Annotated in this window: 22 protein-coding genes; 4 read left to right on the forward strand and 18 right to left on the reverse strand. The window is 71.5% G+C overall.

Going from position 1 to position 21,173, the window contains the following annotated elements; genetic code table 11:
- Positions 1 to 272: 272 nt before the first annotated feature.
- Positions 273 to 1,004: a GNAT family N-acetyltransferase gene (locus tag ACQP2T_RS61105; protein ID WP_433513752.1), complete on the forward strand. Its 732-nt coding sequence runs from the start codon at positions 273 to 275 to the stop codon at positions 1,002 to 1,004.
- Positions 1,005 to 1,103: 99 nt separating this feature from the next.
- Here ACQP2T_RS61105 and ACQP2T_RS61110 read toward each other — a convergent pair whose 3' ends face one another.
- From ACQP2T_RS61110 to ACQP2T_RS61150, 9 genes are all read right to left on the reverse strand, one after another.
- Positions 1,104 to 1,376, reverse strand: a complete 273-nt coding sequence (locus tag ACQP2T_RS61110; protein WP_433513753.1) for a hypothetical protein — start codon at positions 1,374 to 1,376, stop codon at positions 1,104 to 1,106.
- 7 nt (positions 1,377 to 1,383) lie between these two features.
- On the reverse strand, positions 1,384 to 1,527 hold the full coding sequence (locus ACQP2T_RS61115; protein ID WP_433513754.1) for a hypothetical protein: 144 nt from the start codon (positions 1,525 to 1,527) through the stop codon (positions 1,384 to 1,386).
- Positions 1,528 to 1,618: 91 nt separating this feature from the next.
- The gene (locus ACQP2T_RS61120) at positions 1,619 to 4,339 is read right to left on the reverse strand and encodes a Gfo/Idh/MocA family oxidoreductase (RefSeq protein ID WP_433513755.1); all 2,721 of its coding nucleotides are present in this window, start codon (positions 4,337 to 4,339) and stop codon (positions 1,619 to 1,621) included.
- A gap of 45 nt (positions 4,340 to 4,384) precedes the next feature.
- On the reverse strand, positions 4,385 to 5,491 hold the full coding sequence (locus ACQP2T_RS61125; protein ID WP_433513756.1) for a phosphotransferase enzyme family protein: 1,107 nt from the start codon (positions 5,489 to 5,491) through the stop codon (positions 4,385 to 4,387).
- Complete coding sequence (locus tag ACQP2T_RS61130; RefSeq protein ID WP_433513757.1) at positions 5,484 to 6,590, reverse strand: glycosyltransferase; 1,107 nt, start codon at positions 6,588 to 6,590, stop codon at positions 5,484 to 5,486. Before ACQP2T_RS61130 ends, ACQP2T_RS61125 begins: the two co-directional genes overlap by 8 nt.
- Positions 6,590 to 7,366, reverse strand: coding sequence for a hypothetical protein (locus tag ACQP2T_RS61135; RefSeq protein ID WP_433513758.1), 777 nt, complete (start codon positions 7,364 to 7,366; stop codon positions 6,590 to 6,592). The genes ACQP2T_RS61130 and ACQP2T_RS61135 overlap by 1 nt, the downstream gene beginning before the upstream one ends.
- Entirely contained in the window at positions 7,363 to 8,253 is an 891-nt protein-coding gene (locus ACQP2T_RS61140) for a hypothetical protein (RefSeq protein ID WP_433513759.1), read from the reverse strand. The genes ACQP2T_RS61135 and ACQP2T_RS61140 overlap by 4 nt, the downstream gene beginning before the upstream one ends.
- Before the next feature lie 4 nt (positions 8,254 to 8,257).
- On the reverse strand, positions 8,258 to 9,154 hold the full coding sequence (locus tag ACQP2T_RS61145) for a hypothetical protein (RefSeq protein WP_433513760.1): 897 nt from the start codon (positions 9,152 to 9,154) through the stop codon (positions 8,258 to 8,260).
- Complete coding sequence (locus ACQP2T_RS61150; protein WP_433513761.1) at positions 9,151 to 10,314, reverse strand: hypothetical protein; 1,164 nt, start codon at positions 10,312 to 10,314, stop codon at positions 9,151 to 9,153. The genes ACQP2T_RS61145 and ACQP2T_RS61150 overlap by 4 nt, the downstream gene beginning before the upstream one ends.
- A gap of 151 nt (positions 10,315 to 10,465) precedes the next feature.
- Here ACQP2T_RS61150 and ACQP2T_RS61155 point away from each other — a divergent pair, with 151 nt between their 5' ends.
- A complete protein-coding gene (locus ACQP2T_RS61155) occupies positions 10,466 to 11,851 on the forward strand; it encodes a helix-turn-helix domain-containing protein (protein ID WP_433513762.1) in 1,386 nt (461 codons plus the stop codon).
- A 107-nt stretch (positions 11,852 to 11,958) separates the two neighbouring features.
- On the opposite strand, the gene ACQP2T_RS61160 is transcribed toward ACQP2T_RS61155, so the two are convergent.
- The 3 genes from ACQP2T_RS61160 to ACQP2T_RS61170 form a co-directional block, all read right to left on the reverse strand.
- Positions 11,959 to 12,132: a hypothetical protein gene (locus ACQP2T_RS61160; protein WP_433513763.1), complete on the reverse strand. Its 174-nt coding sequence runs from the start codon at positions 12,130 to 12,132 to the stop codon at positions 11,959 to 11,961.
- Positions 12,133 to 12,204: 72 nt separating this feature from the next.
- Complete coding sequence (locus ACQP2T_RS61165; protein WP_433513764.1) at positions 12,205 to 12,657, reverse strand: NUDIX hydrolase; 453 nt, start codon at positions 12,655 to 12,657, stop codon at positions 12,205 to 12,207.
- On the reverse strand, positions 12,654 to 13,499 hold the full coding sequence (locus ACQP2T_RS61170) for a protein phosphatase 2C domain-containing protein (protein WP_433513765.1): 846 nt from the start codon (positions 13,497 to 13,499) through the stop codon (positions 12,654 to 12,656). The genes ACQP2T_RS61165 and ACQP2T_RS61170 overlap by 4 nt, the downstream gene beginning before the upstream one ends.
- A 374-nt stretch (positions 13,500 to 13,873) precedes the next feature.
- Here ACQP2T_RS61170 and ACQP2T_RS61175 point away from each other — a divergent pair, with 374 nt between their 5' ends.
- Both ACQP2T_RS61175 and ACQP2T_RS61180 read left to right on the forward strand, forming a co-directional pair.
- A complete protein-coding gene (locus ACQP2T_RS61175) occupies positions 13,874 to 14,452 on the forward strand; it encodes an NUDIX hydrolase (protein ID WP_433513766.1) in 579 nt (192 codons plus the stop codon).
- 299 nt (positions 14,453 to 14,751) lie between these two features.
- Positions 14,752 to 15,345: an NUDIX domain-containing protein gene (locus ACQP2T_RS61180; RefSeq protein WP_433513767.1), complete on the forward strand. Its 594-nt coding sequence runs from the start codon at positions 14,752 to 14,754 to the stop codon at positions 15,343 to 15,345.
- On the opposite strand, the gene ACQP2T_RS61185 is transcribed toward ACQP2T_RS61180, so the two are convergent.
- From ACQP2T_RS61185 to ACQP2T_RS61210, 6 genes are read right to left on the reverse strand one after another with little or no spacing between them, the layout of a single operon-like run.
- Positions 15,342 to 16,247 carry a carbohydrate kinase family protein gene (locus ACQP2T_RS61185; RefSeq protein WP_433513768.1) on the reverse strand — a complete coding sequence of 302 codons (906 nt, stop codon included), beginning with the start codon at positions 16,245 to 16,247 and terminating at the stop codon, positions 15,342 to 15,344. The genes ACQP2T_RS61180 and ACQP2T_RS61185 overlap by 4 nt on opposite strands.
- Positions 16,244 to 17,059, reverse strand: a complete 816-nt coding sequence (locus ACQP2T_RS61190; protein WP_433513769.1) for an endonuclease/exonuclease/phosphatase family protein — start codon at positions 17,057 to 17,059, stop codon at positions 16,244 to 16,246. The genes ACQP2T_RS61185 and ACQP2T_RS61190 overlap by 4 nt, the downstream gene beginning before the upstream one ends.
- The gene (locus ACQP2T_RS61195; RefSeq protein WP_433513770.1) at positions 17,060 to 17,731 is read right to left on the reverse strand and encodes a hypothetical protein; all 672 of its coding nucleotides are present in this window, start codon (positions 17,729 to 17,731) and stop codon (positions 17,060 to 17,062) included. It abuts the gene before it with no gap.
- Positions 17,728 to 19,122, reverse strand: coding sequence for a formyltransferase family protein (locus ACQP2T_RS61200; protein ID WP_433513771.1), 1,395 nt, complete (start codon positions 19,120 to 19,122; stop codon positions 17,728 to 17,730). The genes ACQP2T_RS61195 and ACQP2T_RS61200 overlap by 4 nt, the downstream gene beginning before the upstream one ends.
- Positions 19,119 to 20,363: a DegT/DnrJ/EryC1/StrS family aminotransferase gene (locus tag ACQP2T_RS61205; RefSeq protein ID WP_433513772.1), complete on the reverse strand. Its 1,245-nt coding sequence runs from the start codon at positions 20,361 to 20,363 to the stop codon at positions 19,119 to 19,121. Before ACQP2T_RS61205 ends, ACQP2T_RS61200 begins: the two co-directional genes overlap by 4 nt.
- Entirely contained in the window at positions 20,360 to 21,142 is a 783-nt protein-coding gene (locus ACQP2T_RS61210) for a hypothetical protein (RefSeq protein ID WP_433513773.1), read from the reverse strand. The genes ACQP2T_RS61205 and ACQP2T_RS61210 overlap by 4 nt, the downstream gene beginning before the upstream one ends.
- Between the last annotated feature and the right edge of the window lie 31 nt (positions 21,143 to 21,173).

Genomic DNA, 21,173 nt, shown 5'->3' on the forward strand with positions numbered 1-21,173 from the left:
CTGCCGAAACGTGACTTCGCCCACGGACGTCGCCACAGTGCGTGATCAAACTGGACACCGAAGGGGCCCTCAGTTTGTCTCCCGTGCAAGATCGTTCTCGGCGCCAACGGCTCCTGTCAGTCGTCCCCCTCACCCGCGGGGCGTTCAGGGGCCGTACGCCGTAGCGTCTTGAACTCCAGGGGAGGCAGGCTGGGCAAAGAGGGCTGATTGGCGCTCCAGACCGACTCGGCAATCCGCACGGTCGGAAGCTCGCTGCGGGTTACGGTGCTGGCATGCTGGTGCAATTGCTGTGGAAGCCTCTGCCCGTGTCGTGGCCGGAAGCGGTGCCCCAGCGGCCGACGGGGCTGCGTGGCCTGGTCGCCTGGGCCCGGGAGGTGGCCGTGGGCGTGTCGCAGGACGAAGATGTCGAGCGGCGGGTGCGGCGGGGGGCGATGCAGGCGATCGTCCGTGAGGCCTTCCAGCAGACGGTGGCCGAGCAGGACAGCGAGCATCGCGGGCCGGCCGCGTTCGCTGAGGCGTGGAAGACCCGTCTGGCTGCTGTCCTGGCGCAGGAGACGGTTGAGGTGACGGGCTGGGGCCAGCTCACCATCGCCGAACTGGACACCGGTCTGGGGCGGAGCTTGTACGACGCGGCCAGCCGTGCCCGAGCGGAGACGATCGCGCGGGCCGTCGTCATGCCCGGCCGTCGTCGAGGCGCGGATGACGGGCCGACCGTGTCGCATGAGTTCTCGATCGCCGCCGATGAAGATGGTTCGCTCGGGCGCGTCCAGTACGCGGTCTGCGAGCCCTGCGGCGTCGGCCTGCTCAAGAAGATCAGCTTCTCGCCCGAATGGCACTGCTGCGGGTTCGGCACGCTGGCCCTGCGCGAGTTGGAGACCCGCCACCCGGGCCTGACCTGGTACACCACCGGGCAGTACGCGCATGCCCAGGGCTTTTACCAGCGATACCGGCACCGCAGCGACAGCCCCTGGACCGCCAATCAGCACCCCTGCCCGCACTTTTAAGCGGTCGAGCGGCCGACCTCCACGCCGGTCGGCGGGCCGCCACCGGCGAGGCCACGCGGTCGGCTCACTCGCCACCGCGAGCCCAGGAGAAGAAGTCAACTACAGCTTGCGGCCGCGCAGCAAAGCCTCGATGCCGACTTCGAGGTCGCTCTTGGCCATGAACTTTTCGATGGTGACGTCGGCGAGTTGGTCGGCGATGGCCAGCACGACGCTGGTCTCGGCGGTGATCTGCTCGACCAGTTCCTGGTAGCGCTCGACCCCTTCCCGCTGGTCAGCGGTCAGGTCGGGCTCGGCGGCCCAGCGTCGGCCCTGCTCGGCGAACATCGCGTTGTCTTCAGCGGTCTGGGAGAACACCGTCTTGACTCGCGCCACCGTGTCGTCATCCAGCGTGTACGGCTTGGCCAGGCCGTGCTGGAGGGTCGCCTTCTGCTCGGGCCACCATGGCGATGCCGTCGGCGATGTGGTTGGTGAGGAAGGTAAGCATGCTGATGGGCTGCCAGTTCGTCTCCTGCTGCGTGGCCATCGGCTTGGTGCCCTTCGCGGTGATCTGCCCGGCTGGAACGGGGCCTGAGTGTACTCGCGCCGTGCTCGCGGACGCCGGTGAATCAAGAGGCCTATTGCGCGATCTGGTCAAGCGCGGCGTCCCCGTCCTGGCCGGGCGCGTCGCCGAACGGGTGTTGGGTGCGCAGGTAGTCGGCCATGGCGGAGATTCGGCGAAGCCCGGACAGGTCCGGCGGCGGTACCGGCTGGGTGCCGGTCAGCGTTTCGGCGGCGCTGGTGATCGCGGTATGCAGGGGCGAGTCGTCGATGACGTCGTCGTGCAGGACCTTGCCGTCGCGTTCGGCGACGAGTCGGTGCTGGTTGCGCTGCAGTTGCCAGCCGCCGGTCGTGGTGACCGGGTCCAGGTGGATGGTGACGAGGGTGTCTGCCGCGTGGGCGGTGAGGTAGCGCTGCCGGTCGTCGGCGGCGCGCAGCCCGCGGTGCCAACGTGTGGTGTTGGCGGGGGTGCGGCCGACGACGATGGCGGGGGTGGTGATGCTGGAGTGCAGATCGAGGTGGACAAGCCCGTCGCCGAGGGGGGCGGTGGCGTGCTCGGTCAGGGTGGCGACGAACAGGCGCGGATCGAAGACGGCGCGCAACGTCGCGTCCCGGGGATCGGAGGTGAGATAGCTGGTCATGGCGTCGACCGGGAGCAGCCGGCGCAGCACGGCGAGCATGTGCAGCCACTCATAGCCCAGCACACCGTAGGAGCGGTCGATGAAGCGGCCCACGGCGATGTCGGACGTCCGGTCCTTGGTGAAGGAGACGGTGAGGTGGTCGATCGGGCCGCCTGCGTGGTCGGCCAGCAGGCCGGTGACGCCGTCGAGGGCCGCGGCGTGCTGGTATTGGTCGGTGACGATCAGGCGGGCGCGGGGGTGGCGGTCGAGCAGTTCGGCCAGGGCGGCGATTTCGTGGGCCTGGCAGGCGGGCTTTTCGAGCAGGATGCGCGCGGCCGGGTCGCGGGCGAGGATAGAGCGCAGGACGGGTAGGTGCTCGGCGGTGGGGCAGCACACCGACCACAGGTTGATCGGTCGGGTTTCGGGCAGGTCGTCGATGTTGTGGTGGAAGCTGCGGCAGGTGCGCGGCAGGTCCTGGTGTTTGGGGTCGAGGATGGTCAACTCGGCGCCAGCGGCGGTGAGAATGCCTGCGTGCAGGCGGCCGGCGGCGCCGTAGCCGACGACGCACGCGCTCAGCCCGGCCACGGCGGATGGTTCGCGCACGGTCAGCGCCGGTGTGGGTGTGGCTGCCTGACTGGTCAGATAGGTGCGGTAGTAGTCGTCGTACAGGCCGGAGGCGGCGATGGTGGTGTCGACCAGGGTGGTGTGCACGCCGGGCGGCAGCGTGGCGGCCTGGGCGCACAGCGCTTTGGCGGCGATGAGGGTGCCGGCGCGGTAGGCGTCGTAGCCTTGGTTGGGAATGGCGTCGGCCTCGAACAGATTCAGGGAGCGGCCGTCGCCGAGCACCGTGATCTCGGCTCCGGTGGGCAGCTGGTAGCGGCGGCCGACGCCAGGGATGTGGTCGCTCTGCCGGGCCGGTGTCGTGCCGCTGGTCAAGGGGGCGAAGTCGGCGGTGGCGAAGGGCGCCAGGATGGCGCCGTCGGGCAGCAGCGTGATCGCCTCTTCCGGAAGAGCCCCGCTGTCGCCGGTGGTGCCGGCGACGATGAGCGGCGCTACGGTGCGCAGCGCGGCTGCCGCGGTGCGGTAGGTGGCGTGCCCGGCCTCGGCGGCGGCGATGAGCGCCAGCGAGTCGGGGTCGACGACGTGGAGTTGGCAGCCGTGCGCGTGCAGCGCGGCCGCCAGGCGCGAGCCGAGCGTGCCGTAGCCGAGCACGAGCACCGGCCGGCCGATGGTCTTGACGGCGGGCAGCAGCGCCCGTAGGCGGCGCAGGCAGGCGTCGGCGATCTCGGGGTAGCCGAGCCGGGTCTTGACCGCGGAGCGGGCCAGGTTGAACACCGGGATGGCCAGCGGTCCGGCGGCGTCGATGCGTTTGAGGCCGGAGACGGTCAGCTCCAGCGCCGCGTTGATGCGCCGGGGCGCGTCCGGGCGGCCGTAGCCTTGGGCGATCAGTCCGCCGTCGTCGATCACCAGGACCGGCCGTCCGGCGGCGTGGGCGGCGTCGATGAACGCGTCCACCTGGGCCAGTGCCTGGGTCAGGTCGGCGGCGTGGCTGTCCGGCGCGTTGATCGCCGTGTTGTCCAGCACGCCGCTGGCGCAACCGAGGCCGGTCAGGGTGGCGTGGATGCGGTCGCGGCCCTGGGTGCGGTCGCCCTTGGCCAGTGCGTAGATCCACTGGGGCGGGACGCCGCAGTGCTGGATGGCCAGCAGCAGGGCGAGGGTGTTTTCCACGTAGTGGTCACGGACGATGACCGCCCAGGTGGACAGGGCCGTGTCCGGGGTGGCGTGGCGGGCCAGCAGCGGCATGGACGCGGTGATCGCGCGCAGTTCGGCCGGGTCGTAGCGGCGCGTCTGCTGGCGGAGCTCGGCGTGCAGGTCGTCGGCCGCGGCCTGGCCGCCGGGGTGGGCGTCGATGAGAATCTGCAGGCGCGGCTGGTCGGGCAGGACGTGACTGAGGGTGTCGGGGCGCGCGAGGGTGGCGTGCCGCCAGCGGACCGTGACGAGGACGGTGCCGCCGGGATCGGTCAGCTGCAGGTGTGCCTGCGGGCCGGGCCGGTGCAGGCGGAGCTGGTGGCGGGCGGCGATGGCGGCCGCTTCGGCCTCGATGGCGGCGGGCGTGATCGGGCCGTCGGCTACCTCCCAGGTTGTGGTGGCAGACGGGATGGCGGTGTCGGTGGTCACAGGGGTCTCCCATAAAGGGTCGGGGGGTGCGGGGGGCGTGCGGGTTCAGGTGCCGGTCAGGTCGGCCAGGAGCGTGTCGGTCGCGTCGAGGTGGTCCAGCAGGGTGCGGACTGCCTGGTGGCGTAGCAGCCAGAACTCATCCAGCGCCTGCTGGTCGAGGCCCGGCTTCAGGTAGTGCTGCTTGACTCCGTACAGGCTGGTGAGCAGCTGCAGCAGGGCGATGCGGCCGCAGGCGCGCACGTCGGCGGCGGGGACGGCCGGGTGGCCGCTCAGGTAGCCGGCGACGAAGGTGGCCGCGGCGTCCGGCCAGGTGGGGCTGCCGGTGACGCTGTGGGTGACGGTGTGCGGGTAGAACGCCATCCGGCCGAGGTCGTAGGCCAGCAGGAACGGCACGGGAGGGGCGTAGTCGAGCACCGCGGTGAGGGTGTCGCCGGTCCACAGCAGGTTGACCGGGGCGTAGTCGCCGTGGATGAGCTGGCTGGTCAGTTGCTCCGGCAGGTCGGCCATCAGGGCGGGGATGCGGGTCAGCATCGCGCGCCGCTCGGTCAGGGTGTGGCGGGCGCGGCTGTCGAAGGCGTCGGCGTGGCCGTCGCGCTCACGCTGGTCGATGAGGGTCAGCAGGCGGTCGATGGTGGCGCGCAGGCCGGGCAGGTCCACGTGGCGCCAGGCGTGGGCGGCGTCGGGGCGGCCGCCGATGACCAGGTCGGGCTCGGCGGTCAGGCCGGAGAAGACGGCGTGCAGGCGGCCCAGGGTACGACCGGCGGTGGCCAGCTGGGCCGGGGCCAGATGGGCGGCGACGTGGCCGGGCATCCAGTCCCACACCGATACCGCCAGTGAGCTGCTGGTGTCGAGGTCCTCGCCCCATCGGTTGGCCAGCACGGGCGCGCCGGGGATGCCCGCCTGCAGGGCGGCGGTCGCCAGCCGGATGGCGCCGCGCTCGTCGTCGAGGCGGGCGGGATCGAGGCGGATGGGGTCGGGGTAGCGCTTGACGAACACCTGCCGCCCGTCGGTGAGGGTGACCCGGTAGTTGATGGTGACCTGGCCGATCGGCTGGCGGGCGATGGCGTGGGCGGTCAGGCCGTACCGGTCGGCCAAGACGGTGGCGACGGCGTCTTGTTCGAGCGGGGTGGCCACGATGACGTCCTCAGGCACGGCGGGTCTCTCCTCGGTTGGCAGACGGCTGGGTGAGCTGGTCGAACAGGGACTGGTAGGCGGCGCCGACGGCCCGCCAGCGGGTGGTTGCGTCGTCGGCCGGAGGCCTGGCCGGGGTACGTCCCCCCGCTTCGGCTGCGGCCAGCGCCGGGCCCGGCCCGTCGGCGGGCCGGTAGAGGCGGGCGGGACGCCCGGTGGTCATTTCGGCGATGGCGGGCAGGGCCGGGGCGATGACCGGGGTGCCGAAGGCGAGCGCGGTGCCGACCGAGCCGGGATACAGCACGCTGGTAAAGAACTGCCACGGTCCGTCGACGCGGTAGGGGCACAGGGCGGCGTCGGCCGCCTGGTACAGCAGCGGCACCTGCGCGGGCTCGACCCGCTGGGCATACAGCAGGATGCGTCCGCCGCCGGCCGCGGCGAGCGCGGCCAGGCGGGCGGTGACGCGGCTGTCGCGGCCGGGCCCGGCAATCAGCAGCCGGGCTCGCCGGGTGGCCTCCAGGAACGCTGCGGCGGCCAGGTCCAGGCCCTTGTAGCCGGTCAGGTTGCCGAGGATCAGCACCGCGTACGGCGCGTCCCTCAGGTAGCGGGCCAGCGATTCGACGACGGGCGAGGGCTCCCCGCCAGGGCGGGAAGCGGTCAGGCCCGCCCATCCGGCCACGGTGATCGGCGCCCGGGTCACGGTGGCTAGGTGGGCGGCGTCGGCGCGGGTGTGGGTCACGACCGCGTCGACGAGCTCCAGCACCCCATGGGCGGCCTGCTGGTCGGCCTCGGTGGGCGGGCCGCCATCGATGGGCAGCAGGTTGTGCACCGTCCACACCAGGCGCCAGCCGCCCGCGCGCAGCTCGGCCAGCCGCTCCAGCATGGCCGCGGCCGCCTGCGGGGTGCGGCGGCCGTCCGCTGCGCGGTAGAGCCGCTTGAGCCGATGTAGGTTGACCACGGCGGGGCCATCGGGCTGGGCAGGCAGCTCCTGCAGGCCGGGGCAGAAGGCCAGCGGCAACGACGGCGGAACATGACGCTGGAGTTCGGCGAAGTACGGGCTGGGCCAGCGCGGATAGTCGCTGATCACCACCCAGCCGCGGCGCGGCGCGGCAACGCCCATCACCGCCTCCCTTCGCTCGTGCGCCACCAGGCGGTGGCGGCCCGGTAGCGGGCCAGGCACGCGCGCGGCGACCGGTCAGGGCCGGTCCACTCCACGGCCACCTGTAGCGGCAGCCCGTGGTGGATCCGGGTCTGGGCGGCGGCGGCGACCAGGGCAGGCCCTCGCCCAGCTAGGCCGGTTCCGCGATCGGACAGATGCAGCACGGGCGCATGGTCTGCGATCAGGTCCAGCCACGCCGGGACAGCCCCATCGGCGGGCAGCGCGGCCGCCAGTTGCGCGGTGTCGGCCAGCAAGCGTAGCCCGCCGGTGGGGCCGGACGCATCGAGCAGGGCCATCAGCAGGTCGGCGGCCATCCACTGGGGGTGGTGGAGCTCGGCGAGCAGCGGCACCTCGGCCGCTGGCAGCACGGCGGCGCCGGTGAGCTGCCGACAGGTCAACGGGGTGCGGGCCAGCAGCCGGACCCATGCGCCGCCCAGAATCCGGGTGGCGTGGGCGAGCCGGGTCACCTCCTGGGCGGCCTGCCGGCGCACGGCGGGGCCGCCGATCAGTAGGTCGGCCAGGTCAACGTCGGCCGTCACCCCTGTGATCGGCACGGTCTCCTGCGCGGCGCGCGCCCAGGCGCGCACGGTGTCGTCGCTTCGCGCCGCCAGCGCCACACCGCGTGGCCCGCCCCGCAGGTGCACGAACGGGATGCCGCAGGCGGCGGCCCAGGCCAGCAGGTCGGGCACGGCCAGGCCGCGCACCGAGATGCTGTACAAGCCGATCGGCTGCATCACGTCCCCCAATCGAAGATCGTCACGGGGCCGGGGAGGCGGTGTCCGGCCAGCGCGCGGTAGGCATCTTCGGCGTGTTCACCGGGCACGATGCGGCACCAGGACTCCAGCAGGGTGGCGGGCAGGGACCGCAGCCACGTGAGTGCTGTGCGGTAGGCGGCCGGATAGCTGTGGTGGCCGAGTCTGGCCAGTTCGTGCATGCCGACCACGGTCCAGAAGGAGCGGTGCACGGCCGCGAGCGGCACGACCTCATCGGCGGTGGGCGTGCCGAGCAGGCCCAGCACCGCGCCGGGAGCCAGCAGCGCGATCGCCCGCTGCGGCATGCCGGTCGCGTCGATGACCAGGGGGGCGCCGCCGGGCGGGAGCGCGGTGACGCACCGGGCCCCCGGCGCGTGGCCGATCGGGGCGTCGGCGCGGGAGGTCAGCACGGTGATGGCCGTACAGCCGCGCCGGTACAGCTCCAGAACGCAGCCCAGGGCGACAGGGCCGGAGCCGACCACCACCACGGCTTGGCGCAGGTCGGTGCCAGGCGGCAGCCGGTCCAGGCCCAGCAGCGCCATCTGCGCGAAGCGGGCCAGCGCCGCGGCGGCCAAGCCGGTGCCGGGCGGTGCGGCCAACTCCGTCTCCGGGGTGGGCCGCCAGGCGGCGCCGTGCGGCACGGGCGCCAGCGCCCAGCCGCGCTCAGCATCACCGCTCAGGCTCATGTATCCGGCCAGGCGGGGGGCGATGACGCTGTCGGCCAGGTGCCGCCGCTCGGTGCCGGGCGAGACGATGCTGTAGCGGGGGCGCGTCATTTCGGGCGGCACCGGCCGGGCGGGCAGCAGCCGGGCCTGGCCGTCGCGGAATTCCACGCGCGGTACGGCGTACGCAGGCGGGGCGAGAGCGGGCATCGCTTCAGGTCCTTCCGGCCAGCCGCTCGACCTGCTCGGCGATGCGGTGCGGCGTGCCGCACAGCAGATGCACAGGCAGGTCGCGCGCCACGGTGCGCACCAGGCGGGCCCGGCGCAGCAGCTCACGCTCGCCCTCCAGGGCGCGCAACGGCAGCGCGCCGGGCTCGGCGCGGACGCGATCCAGCAGATGGCCGCTGCCGGTCCACCACACGGTCTCGGCCGTGTGCGGCTCCAGGAGCTGGATCTCATCGCCGCCGGGGCCGCGGCTGGGATCGCCGGTGACGTCGATGAGGGCCGCAGCGGCCACCCGACCCACGATCGGAGAGGTGCCTGCGCCCATGAACGGAGGCCGGTCCTGGCGATCGTGCAGGTCAAGCAGGCCCGGCCCGGCCTCGGGCACGGCAAGGCCGGGGAACCAGCGGCGCAGCGCGGTGCGGCGGGCGATGATGGCGCCGGTACCGCCGCGGACGCTGACACCACCGGCCGCGGGGGCGTCGAGCAGGGTCACGTCCCCCGACAGCCATCGCCAGCCGCGCAGGCCCAGGGCCGTCCCGGTGAGGGTCTTGCCCGCGCCGTGCCCGCCGAGCAGCACGACCACGCCCGTGCCGGGCCGGTACATGGCCACACTGTGCACGGCCAGGGTGTCGTAGCCCAGATGCAGCACGTGCAGGTGGGCGTTGATGAGGCGGCGGGCCTCGGCCAGGTGGGCGGGCACGTTCACGGCGGCCCCGCTCGGGCGGCACACCCGCACGGTGGCCGACGCGCCGGGCACGTGCGGCGCGATCGTCGGCCAGCCGGAGATCAGCGCGTCGCCGGCGGTCACTGTCAGCGCCCGGCCGCCGCTGCGCACGGTCACAGTCTGCACGGTCTGCGCGGACGTGATGATCGCGGTGTTGCTCATGGCCGGCTCCAGGCCAGCCAGGGCTCCAGCACCGGCCACACCGGCAGGTGCGCCAGCGCCGGCAGATCCGCGACGCTCAGCCGCACACCGGCCGCGCCGTCCAGCCGACGCGCCCAGTCGTCGTCGGGCCAGGCCATCCGAATGTGCGGGGGGCCGCCGGTCAGGCCCAGCAGGTCGGTGGAGTACAACTGCTGCGCGGGCGAAGCCAGCGCGCGCTCGGCGACCGTCTGCAGGTCGGCTCGGGGCATCGCGGCCGCCGTCACGGGCTGCCCGCCGCCGCTGCCAGAGACGACGTGCACCACGAGGCCGATCGGTGCGGGCGGCGCGTACGACACCGTCCGGCGGTGCTCCTCTGCGGTGAACACCCGGCGCGAACGCGTGCCCTGCCGCAGCGGCCGCCCATCTCCCGTCCTGGCCAGCGCCAGCGGAACCGCGGCCCGGGTGGGCCACCCGGCCACCAGCCCGCCGGGATCGACCATCGTCAGATCATCGCCCATGAAGGCTGCGCCGAGTTCGGCACACGCTCGATGAGCCAGCGTCGACTTGCCGCCCCCCGAGGCGGCCACGAACAACACGGCCCTGCCGTCCACAGCGACGGACGAGGCGTGCAGCAGCCGCCACCGGCCGAGCATCCGGCTGGCAAAGAACAACTGCGCCAGCCAGCGCGGCCACCGCCGCCCCGGCCCCTCGGCCGGGACGACCACCCGGGTCGTGCGTTCGGCCGCGGCCACCTCCAGCGCCGCCACCCAGCTGCCCGGACGATAACTGCCTACCAGGTGCAGCCGCCCGTCAGCGGCATGCCGGACCGCCAGCCGCGCCGTACTCGCCACGGTGACCACGGGCAGATCCTCGAACAGGGCCGCCGCCTCCCGCATGCCGGGCAGACGGCCCGCACTGTCGTAGTCGACGCGGATCGTCCAGCCGTGGCCCTCGTGGTCGGCGTGCGCATCGCTGACCGCACAGGGCGGCGCGAGCACGTCCAGCACGTCGGCAACCAGCTCGCCCGGGCCGCTCAGGCGCAGGCGCCACCGATCCAGGCCCAGTGTCGATTCCCGGACCGAGCCCGTATCTCCGGCCGGACCACCTGATAGGGCAGCGCCGCCCTCGCTCACTAGCTCGCCGGCGTTCCGCTCCGGCATCACGCTCTGAGGGCCTGTCATCACGACCTCCCTGCATGGACAGGTGAGCACAGCGTTGTTGCCCTAAGCTGTCACCCCACGACGTTCTGGCCCCAGCCAAGCGCGCGTCAGAGCCTGAAGCCAGGACTCGGTTGTAGTCCCGCTGTAGTCTTCCCGTCCTTTGAGAGTTGCGATGAGCGATCAGCCTCTGGCCCGCCATCCCCTGACCCGCCTGCGCCAGCAGCGCGGATGGAGCCTCACCGACCTTGCACAGGTCGTGCAGCGCCGAGCGGGCGTCAACATGGCGGCCAACCGGCAGAAGGTCTGGCGGTGGGAGCACGGCCTGGCCGTTCCTGACCTGCCCGCCCAACTGGCCATCGCCGCCGAAGTCGGCATCGATCCGCACACCATCGCCGCCCTGCCCTGGCCCACCTGGCTGCTGACCGTTGACGGCATGGAACGCATCGATCAAGGCTGGACCACCGACACCGCGAAGAACACGCTGACTTTAGTGGGATGCATGACCGACATCTCCGACGACGACCGCCGCGCGTACCTGCTGCTCACCGGGCAGCAAGCGGCCGACCTGGCCACCGCCTGGGCGGCCGTGCCCGCCGTGCCGACCATCCCCACCAGCAAGCTCCGCCACACCGCCGACCACGGCATCGTGGATGCCGAACTGGCCGGCTGGGTGGAAAGCCGCGTCCACCAGCTCTGGCACCTCGACGACCTGATCGGCGGCGATTACTGCCTCACCCTGGCCCAGGCCGACCTGCAGCTGATTCACCGGCTGCTGGAGCAGGCCCGCTACGGCGGCCTCATCGAGCAGCGGCTCCTGGCCGCCGCCGGGGAACTGCTGCGGCTGGCCGGCTGGTGCGCCTTCGACGCCGACCGGCACGCCGCCGCCGAACGCTACTGGCACGCCGGGCTGCGCACCTCCGCCGCCGGTGGCGACACCCTCACCGGCGCCTACATCCTGTCCCTGATGGCCATGCAGCACAGCTACGCCGGAGACGGCCGCACCGCCATCAACCTGCTGCAGACCGCGCGCGAGCGGATCGGCCCCGGCTCCTCCCGCACTGTCCATGCCATGCTGGACGCCTGGCAGGTCCGCGCGCACGCCGCCGCCGGTGAAGCCGCCCAGGCCATCAAGGTCCTCGCCCGCGCCGATGCGCACTGGGAGCGCCGCGACCCCGACGAGGACCCGGCCTGGGCGTATTGGATGCGCCGCCCCTCGCACACGATCGAGGTCGGGCTTGGCTTCGTCGGCCTGGGCCGCTGCGACATCGCCGTACGGCTACTCGAAGAAGGCCAGGCCGGACGCAGCCTCGACTACACCCGCGACACCGCCCTGGGCCTGACCGCGATCGCAGGCGCCCAGGTGGAACAGGGTGACCTCGACGGCGCGCTGGAGAACGCGGGACGAGCCGCCGACCTAATGGCCACGGTGGATTCCAGCCGCGTCACCGACCTGCTGCAGTCCTTCTCCCGGCGCCTGCCACACGGCCCAGTCCAAGCGGCGTTCCAGAACCGGCTGGAGACCCTCGCCGAAAGTGCGGACCAGAGCGCGGGTGAGTAGCACGGGAGTCGGTGCCGCGGCAGGCTGCTCGCCGGAACGCCAGCAGGCTATCACCGGGCTACTCCACCGTCTCCCTTACCGAGCGCTGCGCAGGGTCGCTCAGGGCGTCAGCCCCAGCTCGCGCAGTTGCGCGGGCGGCCCATCCCGAGTACGGGCCGCTCCTGCGCCGGCTTACCCGCGACCTCGGCGACAACGACCGCGCCGACACCGGCACTTGATCCGCCACTCCTGTCCTGGCGATAGGTGCGGCCGCCGTGCTTCATCGAGGAGGCAGCGAGCACATCGTCCTCCGTTTGGGGGGATCCGGTGCCTGTCTCACCAGGGTAACGATCGGGTCCTCATCTGCCGGGGCCTCAGACGAGCAGGCGCACCCCGTCATGAACGCGGACGGCCGGTGCGCCCTGGAAACTTAAGGCGTCCAGGAGGCGGATGGCGAAGGCCTCGCTCATGAGCGTGCGGACCTCGTGGCAGGTGAGCCAGGCGACCTCGGCAGCCTCGTCGCTGGAGCAGGAGTAGCCGCCGACGACATGGCAGCGGAAGACGAGCGCGATCACCCCGGCCGTCATGTTCGTGTACACACCGGTCAGCACCTCCGGCTCCACGATGAGCCCGGTTTCCTCTGCCACCTCACGGCGGACCCCGTCCTGCGGGCTCTCGCCGAGTTCAAGGACGCCGTCAGGCGGCTGCCACGCGCCGTTGTCGCGGCGGCGGATGGCTAGGATCCGGCCGTCAGGGCGCACGGCGGCCCCGGCGACGCTGACGGAATGTAGGGGGAGTCCGGTGCCGGGCAGACGTGGACTGCTCATGAAGCCGCTCCCGAAGGGGTGGTGAAGTCGGCGATGGCCAGCGCCTTGTCGTCGTGAACTTTGAACCGCGGCCACCGGCGGGCCCGCAGGTCGCCGGCCTCGGCGTGGTGGGCGGCGTCGAGAACGGTGTCGGGGCCGTGCTCAAGGACGGCGGCGATGAGCTGGGGCCAGCAGGACATCACCTGGTAGGGGGTGACAGCGCTGGCGGCCCCGTCGGTGGCCAGGGCTAGTGCATGTACCTGCTCGCGCGGCCAGCTGTGGCAGAGGGCGTGGAAGGCGGCGTCGGGGGTGGCTTCGGCGACCCAGTAGCCGCCGTCCCGGTTGCGGTGGGCGCGGGTGATCGCCTGCATCTCCCGCAGCCGCTCGGAGTCGAACGAGGCACCGTCTCCGATGGAGCGCAGGTAAGCGGCGCGCACGGGGTTGTCGATGCGGTGCAGCCGATCATCGTGCAGGAGCATGACTTCGTTGTCGCCATCGAGGACGGCCAGGGTGGTGTCGCAGAGCACGAGGGCGTCGACATGGTTGTCGTCCCAGCGGGTCATGGTGAGCGCGGCGGAAGGGGAGCGGCTGGGCTGGAGCTGGTGGGTGCGGACGATGTCGGCGATCGCGTCGGCCAGCAGATGAGGCAGCGAGCACCGAGGCGCGGGCAGCCGCCGGGCCAGGGCGCGGCCGAGGACGTCGGCGTACCAGCCGCCGCTGCCGGGGCCGTGCTCGACGGATGTGGCGCCGTCCAGCACGATGACCGCGTTCGGCAACGTGATGATGAGATCTTCGTTCAGGCTGTGGGCGACACCGGGACGTGCGGCGGTATGGATGCGAGGCAGTGGGCTGCTGGCGGACACGATGTGTTTCTAGCGGGCAGATTGGTGTTGCCGGGCGAGAAGCCGCGCATTGAGCATGGAACGTTTCGGTGGTTTTCGCGGGAAGCACCTGCCGTGGACGAGGTCTTCATCCGATGGCCTCCCACCATCCGTTACTTCAGATGGAATGGGTGTGCCAGCCAAGCGCCCGGTGGCGCCGCCTGTTTGCCTCTGCTGCTGGCAAGAGAAACCCCTGCCCGTCTCTGCTTCGCGCTTGTCCCGTCCCTGCTTCGCGCTCGTAGAGTGCGATCCCTCTCAGCGGCATACGCTTGCAGAGCCGCCGTCTCGTTCCGCTCGTCCCGGCGATGCAGGAGCTCCTGCCGGGCTGGGCTCCCGGGTTGATGTGGAGGTTGCCGATGCCCATCAATGATGCGGACATAGGCGCTGCTCTGTCTACCTATCTCGCACGGTATCCCGAGGAGGCCGAGTCGCTGGGTGAGCCGCTGAGCATGCTGGCGAATGGCGACGGCTTCGCCTCACGCCGGACGTTCCCCATGCATGTGACCGTCGGCGCGCTCCTGACTCGTGGCGGCGGCAGCGAGATCCTCCTTGTGGATCATCGTGCATACGGGCTCCTGCTTCAGCCAGGAGGCCATCTCGAGCCCACCGACACCACATTGATCGGCGCAGCCATGCGCGAACTGCTCGAGGAAACCGGTGTCGATGCCGGCCAGATCGTTCCAGCGTCGCAGACCCCGGTGTACGTCGACTACGGCCGGGTGCCAGCGCGGCCGGACAAGGACGAGCCTGCCCACCATCACCTCGACATCGGTTATGCCTTCGTGACGATGCTCGCGGACGTGGGCGACATCCAGGAGTCCGAAGTGCTTGGCGCCGCGTGGTATCCGCTGGCCGAGGCCGCGCGCCTGGTCGGCCCCTACATCTCTCGCGCGGTCGGCCAAGCTGGCCCTGGCTGGTTGACTGGAGCCCGCTGAACGACGTTCTCCCTGCGGTGTTGATCGCGCGTCGCCTCCCGCTCTGGGTGCCGAGTCGGTGTCCCACCGCATCAGATGGATCTTCGTGCTGCGGCGCAGGGGTCTGTCGGGTGCCTCCACATCGGCTGGGGATCTCGTTTCCCTCTTGCGGCTGGGCGGCTCTTGCCGGAGGAGGACTCGCCGATTGACGAGTCCTGCTGATGGCCGGGCGTGCGGTGGCCTGTGGTCGGTAGGGTGCCTGCACTGGTGAGCGTGGAGGGGCAGAAGGTTCACCAGATCTCATCAGCGGAAGGTGTCCGATGCACGGCATTCAGCATGACCCGCGACGCGTTGTTCGAGACCTCGTGCAGGCCGTCGCGCCGTATGACGAGCGAGAGGCGTCCGATCAGCAGTGGATGCTGGACTGGATCGATGCCGGTCATCCGCTGTTCCGCACAGCCAAGCCTGCGACTCCGCACCGGCATCTAGCGGTTTATGCCGCGCTCTTGGACGAGGCGGAGCGAACCCTGATGCTCGTAGATCACGCGAAGGCGAAGGCTTGGCTCATGCCCGGCGGGCACGTCGACGAATACGAAAATCCGCAGGTGACGGTCGTGCGGGAGCTGGATGAGGAGTTGCAGATCGCTCCTCCTTTCCACCCGCGGTTCGGGTCGGCCCCGTTCTTTTTGACCGTGACCGAGACCAGGCCGCCGCACTCGCACATCGATGTGACGCTGTGGTTCGTCTTCTCAGCCAGTCAGCAGCAGGAGATCGTCCCCGATCCGGCGGAGTTCTCGGCGTGCCGATGGTTCGCCCTGGATGATGAGGCGGCGTGGGTGGGCGAGTTCGACCCGCAGATGTTCCGGTTCATGGCCAAGCTCACCAGCGCTCTGGAGTTGGCTCCCGTCAGCTAACCGAGCTGGTGCGACTGGAGGTCGACGAGCGTCGGCAGCGGGCCGTGCGGGGTTCGGCTGCACCACAGGCTGCCCGCCCGACAGGCGAACGAGGCGGCTTGTTCGGCGGCTGCTCCTTGGCACAGCGCGTGAACCAATGCGGCGCTGAACGCTGATCCGGCCCCCTGTACCTGATGGACGACCACCGCGAGGGCTGGGACCGCGAAGAACTCGCCGGTGTGGGTGCGGCCGATCGCGCCGTTGCGCCCGACGGTGACCACAACGAGGTCGGCGACGGCGAGCTCGGTCAGCTCACGCAGCGTCTGCTCAGCCTGGGCCGGGTGGTGCTCGTCGGCGTTGCTCTGCAGGACGCTGACGCGACCGTGCGGCTGGACGGCCGCTCGCATCCAGGCCGGGACCGGTGATCCGCCGAGGTTCACGACGACACGACGTCGGGCACGCAGAGCAGCGTCCAGCAGGGGGCGGGGCGTTTCGCCCAGGACCTCGTAGCAGTCGAGGTAGACGGTCGGCGCGGCAGCGAAGACTCGCGGGGCGATGCCGTCAAGCTCGGAGGTGATGCCGTTGAGCCCGGAAAACCAGGTCCGATTCCCGGCCTGGTCAGCGATGACCGTGTTGACCCGGGTGTACGCGACGGTGCCGGGGGCGGGGTGGTGGCGGACACCCCAGTCCTGGAGCCGCGCTGTGATCGTGTGGCCGTCGGGATCGTCGGCGACCGGGTTGCTGAACAGCGCGGCCGGGTGGCCGAGCGCGGTGAGCATGCCCGCGATGAGCGGCCCGTCGCCGGCCATGAATCGGTCGGTGGCGTGGACCTCGACCCCGTAGTTGATCTTCGGGTAGTCGTCCACGTGCAGGGTGTGGGTGGCGGCCAGGTAGCTGAAGCAGTGCACGGTGGTGGGGCTCACGCGGGGGCGTCCAGGATGAAGGTGGCGCGCAGGGCGGCGTGGTCGGTGATGTGGCTGGTGCGGGGGGTGTGGTCGTAGGCGCAGTTCACGAGCGTGCCGGTGGCCGGGGTGGCGAACAGATGGTCCAGGCGCTGGGCTCCGTAGCGGTCGCTGATCCAGCTGTGCTCGTGCACGGCGGGGTGGGCTTGGCGGAAGGCGTCGGCCAGGCCGAGGCGTTGCAGGCCGGTGTAGAAGGCGTAGTCGTGTTCTTCGAAGGAGGTCAGGGGTGGTTGGTGGCCGGGTTCGACGACGTTGATGTCGCCGGCCAGCAGGAGTTTCGGGCGGTGGATGGCGTGGAGGTATTCGAGGAACGTCTTTTGGAAGGCGCGGCGCCGGTCGCTGCTGTCGGTGGTCATGCCGTTGGTGGGCCCGTACAGGCCGATGATCCGGATCTGCTTGTCGTCGTGCTCGACGTCGACGGCGACGGCGCGGGGGTCGCCCGGCCCATCCACGGGTGTCTGGGGCATGCCGCGGGTGGCCACGACGGTGAAGTAGGAGCCGCCGGCCCAGCCCGGCGGAAGGCAGACCTCGAAGCCTTCGGCGGCCAGCCCGCTGATGATCAGCTTGGCGCCGTCGGATGGCTTGAGCTCGGTCAGGACCAGCACGTTGCTGCGGCTGGCCAGCAACCACGACAGGGTCTGCTGAGCGCGTGGCACGCGCGGGTTGTTGATGTTGAGGGCGCACACGCGTAGCTCGCCCGGCGCTGGGGCGGGGGCGGCGGGCTCGTCGTCGAGGCTGCCGAACAGCGCCCCTTGGATGAGGTCGTCGGGCATCTACTGCTCCTGGCTGTTGGTGAGGCCGGTCAGGTGTTCGACGCGGCGGATGGTGTCGGCGAGCTGGCTGGGTTTCATCTGCTTGGCCGCTCGCTGTTCGGGTGTTTCGCTGGCCGCGCCGTACACCCAGAAACAGGTGCCGTTCTCGGTGTCGAGGATGAGGAAGCGGTCGCGGGTGGCGGGGCCGCGCACCAGGATGGAGATGGTGTCGGCGTCGGCTTGGACGGTGTGGACGGTGGTGTGGTCCAGGGCGTAGCTGGATCCGGTGCGTTCGCGGCGGACCAGGATCGGGGTGAGGGTGCGGGGGTCGGTGTGCTCGCCGAAGTCGGTGTCGGCTCCGAAGATGCGGTGCAGGTATTGGCCGCGGTAGATGCCGGAGAAGAACGACCAGCGGTGGTGGTGGGGCCGGTCGTAGTAGCCGGGCCGGTACAGGTGCAGCCGGATGCGGATGTCGCCGTCGGCGTACAGGACGAGTTTGTCGAGGAAGTCGTAGCGTTCGCACATGCCGGCCAGGGCGGGGTCGCCGGGGATTGCGTTCAACAGGGCGGCCAGCAAGCCGGGTTCGGCGGTGATGGCGTCGTAGACGGGCTGGCAACCGTCCAGGATGGCGCCGGTGTCGCTCCAGTCGAGGTCGCGCAGGCCGCGGAAGGTGGGGTGCGCGGTGGTGATCATCGCTGGTCTCCCGTTCCGTAGGGGGATGCGTTCATGATGCGCTTGAGGTGGGGGTGCAGGCGATAGAACTGCCTGGCCAGGTGCGGGCTCTGGGGGTGGCCGTCGGGTAGGTGACCGGTCGTGGCGGTGTGGGCGGTGACGGCCGCCAGCAGGGTGAGCTGGGCAGCCTTCACCCGTTGACGCAGGGTCGGCGTCGGGGCGAGGAGGACGGGCTGAGTGAGCAGGACAGGGCCGGTGTCGACGCCGGCGGTCACCTGGTGGACGGTGCAGATGATCGGGTCGTTGTTGAGCAGGGCCCAGGCGACGGCGTCCATGCCGCGGTAGGTGGGCAGCGCCCCGTTGTGCGCGTTGAGGGTGCCCACCGTCGGGATGCCCAGGATCTCTGGCGGGACGATCGGCATGCCGAGCAGGATGAGCAGGTCCGGCTGCCACCGGGCCAGGACGGCCGCGGCGTCCTTCCAGCCGGTGACGTGCGCCTGGGTGGCCGGCAGGTCCGGGGCTGGGCGGGGCGGGCGTGGGGGCGCGGGCGGGTACCAGGCGCTGTCGTAGGCCGAGCTCGCCGCCGGCGCGGGCGGCGAGCCGTACCAGCACACCGCCGAGGCCTCGATGTCGAGGCTTCGCGCGTGGGCGAGGAAGGCCGATGGGCTGCTGGATCCGGCCCCGGCCAGGATCACGGTCTTCAGCATCCCGCAGGCCGGACCCTCGAGGGGCTCACCGTCCAGGGCGGGCGAGGCCGGCGCGGTTAGGGGTGGCAGCGCGCGGCGGGAGAGGCGATCGGCCAGCTCGGCGCAGGCGTCGTCCACCAGGGCGGCGGTGGCCTGAAGGTCCGGCAGAAGATCCGGCGTGCTCCACCGGTCGGCGCGGCGGCGCATCCAGACGGTTCCCAGGAGCTTGCAGGCGGCGTTGAGGAAACGCAGGTCGCCGCTGGCGGCGTTGACGCCGAGCCAGTGGCGGGCGAGCAGCAGCCACGCCTTCGCCGTGGCCGGGGTGAGGGCGCGGGTGTGGGCTTCGACCGGCGGCCGCCACAGCTGGGCGGTCTCGAAGCGGTGCAGCAATTGCGTATTGCAGCCTTCGGCCGATGACGCCCCGTCGCCTGCCGCGTCGCCTGCCGTGCCGGTCGCGGTGCCGGCCGGGGTGTCAGGCGGCGCGCCGGGTGACGTGTCGGGTTTGGTGCCGCATGGCACGGCCGGGGCGGTGGGGCCGGGCTGCCACCAGCGGCCGCCCAGGGCCGCTTCGGCCACTCCCGCGATTGGTTTCGGCGCCGGGGGGTGGTCGGTGCGGGGTAGCTCGGCGAGGATGTGTGCGGGGGTGAAGTCGGCGTCGACCACTTCCGGCACCGGCGGGAGGATCTCCGCGCTGGCGCCGCTGCCAGTGTCGGGGTGGGTGGTCATCGGGCCACGTGCTCGCTGACTTTGGCCAGCGCGGCGATGTAGCCGTCCAGCAGTTCCTCATCGCCGGGGTACCCCCAGGCGGGGATCTTGATGAAGGTGTCCTGGAAGGCGGCGACGCCGGGCAGGTCGACCGGGTGGATGGGGGCGGGTGTCCAGGGGGCGTGCGGGTCGCGGCGGGCGAACAGCGGCTCGGCGGAGATGTCGCGGGTGGAGCCGGGCGCGTCGACTTCCAGCGCGCCTTCGGCGACGCACAGCCGGACGAACTCATCGCGGGTTACGTTGGCCTGGCCGGGGTGGAAGAGCAGGCCGAGGACGTACAGGCCGTGGGCGCCGCGCTCGGGCGCGACGATAGGGGAGATGATGGGGTTGCCGTCCAGCGCCTTGGTGAAGGTGTCGAGGTTGTGGCGGCGGTGGGCCTCGATGTGGGCGGCGCGGGCGAGTTGGTGGACGCCGATGGCGGCGCCGAGCGTGGTCATCCGCTCTTTGAGGCCCATGCCGGTGAAGGCGAACGGGTAGTGCGCGGAGCCGGGGTCGATCTCGGCGCGGGAGCGTTTGTTGTAGTGGGCGTACAGGACGGCCAACTCGCGCAGGCGCGCCTCGCGGGCCACGAGGAGGCCGCCTTCTCCGGTGGTGATGGCCTTCTGGTTGGTGGAGAAGACCGCCAGGTCGCCCCAGGTGCCGACGGGCCGGTCGTCCCAGCGGGCGAAGTGGGCGTGGGAGCAGTCCTCCAGCAGGGCCAGGTCGCGGGCGGCGCAGAAGGCGGCTATCTCGTCCATGGGGCACGGGATGCCCCACATGTGGGTGACGATCACCGCTTTCACGTTGGGTTGCAGGCGATCGGCCAGGCTCTGCGCGGTCACGTTCCCGTTGGCGGGGTCGGCGTCGCAGAAGACGACCTCGATGCCGTCGAAGGCGAACGGGGAGGCGGTGGCCAGGAAGGTGTAGGCGGGGGCGAGGATCGCGTCGCCGGGGCGTAGGCCGAGGATGCGGCCCATGGCGTGGATGGCGGCGGTTCCGGAGGCCATCGACACGACCTGGCTGGGGTTCAGGCCGAGGAAGGTGGCGAAGGCGTGCTCGTACTCGCCGATGATGCCGGTGGCGTCGCGATCGGATAGGGAGCGGTGGGCTTGGTCGAGGATCGCCTTTTCCAGGGAGGCGTCGATGATGGGCCACTGGTAGTGCGGCTTGGGTGCCTGCAGGGTCATGGGTCCGCCGTGTGCGGCCAGCGCGTTCACCTTCACTGGGGCTCTCCTTCGGGTCGTCGAAGCGCGGCGATCAGGGGCCGCAGCAGGTCGAGGGTGTCGGTGACGGGCGCGGCCGCGTCGAGGTCGAGGACGGGCCAGCGGTGGTGGTCGGCGTAGGCGAGCAGGTTCTTCAGCCCGTCGTGCTGGTAGGTGACGAACGCCTGGCGGCCGTAGTCGCTCACGCCAGCGTGCATGCCCATCTCGCGGGGCTGGAAGTCCCCGCGCCGGTCGTACAGGGCGCCAAGGTCGGCGGTGAGCACGATCACCGCGTCCGGGCCCGCCACCCGGCCGAAGATCACATCGAGGTCCGGTTGGGTCCAGCCCTGCAGCAGGAGCTTGGAGAAGAACTTGAACCACCAGCCGTCCATGATCACGTCGTGGCCGGCAGCGAGGACGGGGTCCACCACGGTGGTGCGCAGCGCGCTGTACCAGGATGCCTGCAAGGTGACCCAGAAGCCGTCGGGCAGGTCGGGGGCATCGCCGGAGTGCCACAGCATGGTGGCCAGCTGGGTCATCAGGGTGCGGGAGTAGGGGGAGGTCTGGCTGACCTGCCGGCGCGGCACGAACACCAGCCGCGCCCCGGCCCCGCCCCCAGCCGTGGCCGAGGCCACCGTTGAGATGCCGGCGTCCTGGTCGGCGGGGTCGTGGTCGAGGGCGTCGTGGTAGATGGCGTCGGCCAGGCCCTGGGCCAGCGTCGTCTTGCCGATCCCGTCCGCGCCCTCTAAAACGATCAGCCTTCCCCGCCGCGCCTGCCCGTGCTCCTGCCGTATCGCCACGGTGGTCTTCTCCCCTCCGCCTGGTGTGGGT

Origin of the sequence: Nonomuraea sp. CA-143628, from assembly GCF_050942315.1 — a bacterium.
In the GTDB taxonomy this organism is placed as follows: Bacteria; Actinomycetota; Actinomycetes; order Streptosporangiales; family Streptosporangiaceae; genus Nonomuraea.

What these genes read in the sequence shown, in the direction of transcription:
- ACQP2T_RS61105 (WP_433513752.1), top strand. Translation starts at nt 273, where the DNA reads ATGCTGGTGCAATTGCTGTGGAAGCCTCTGCCCGTGTCGTGGCCGGAA.
- ACQP2T_RS61115 (WP_433513754.1), bottom strand. Translation starts at nt 1,527, where the DNA reads ATGGCCACGCAGCAGGAGACGAACTGGCAGCCCATCAGCATGCTTACC.
- ACQP2T_RS61130 (WP_433513757.1), bottom strand. Translation starts at nt 6,590, where the DNA reads ATGGGCGTTGCCGCGCCGCGCCGCGGCTGGGTGGTGATCAGCGACTAT.
- ACQP2T_RS61140 (WP_433513759.1), bottom strand. Translation starts at nt 8,253, where the DNA reads ATGCCCGCTCTCGCCCCGCCTGCGTACGCCGTACCGCGCGTGGAATTC.
- ACQP2T_RS61145 (WP_433513760.1), bottom strand. Translation starts at nt 9,154, where the DNA reads ATGAGCAACACCGCGATCATCACGTCCGCGCAGACCGTGCAGACTGTG.
- ACQP2T_RS61150 (WP_433513761.1), bottom strand. Translation starts at nt 10,314, where the DNA reads ATGACAGGCCCTCAGAGCGTGATGCCGGAGCGGAACGCCGGCGAGCTA.
- ACQP2T_RS61155 (WP_433513762.1), top strand. Translation starts at nt 10,466, where the DNA reads ATGAGCGATCAGCCTCTGGCCCGCCATCCCCTGACCCGCCTGCGCCAG.
- ACQP2T_RS61165 (WP_433513764.1), bottom strand. Translation starts at nt 12,657, where the DNA reads ATGAGCAGTCCACGTCTGCCCGGCACCGGACTCCCCCTACATTCCGTC.
- ACQP2T_RS61175 (WP_433513766.1), top strand. Translation starts at nt 13,874, where the DNA reads ATGCCCATCAATGATGCGGACATAGGCGCTGCTCTGTCTACCTATCTC.
- ACQP2T_RS61180 (WP_433513767.1), top strand. Translation starts at nt 14,752, where the DNA reads ATGCACGGCATTCAGCATGACCCGCGACGCGTTGTTCGAGACCTCGTG.
- ACQP2T_RS61190 (WP_433513769.1), bottom strand. Translation starts at nt 17,059, where the DNA reads ATGCCCGACGACCTCATCCAAGGGGCGCTGTTCGGCAGCCTCGACGAC.
- ACQP2T_RS61195 (WP_433513770.1), bottom strand. Translation starts at nt 17,731, where the DNA reads ATGATCACCACCGCGCACCCCACCTTCCGCGGCCTGCGCGACCTCGAC.
- ACQP2T_RS61200 (WP_433513771.1), bottom strand. Translation starts at nt 19,122, where the DNA reads ATGACCACCCACCCCGACACTGGCAGCGGCGCCAGCGCGGAGATCCTC.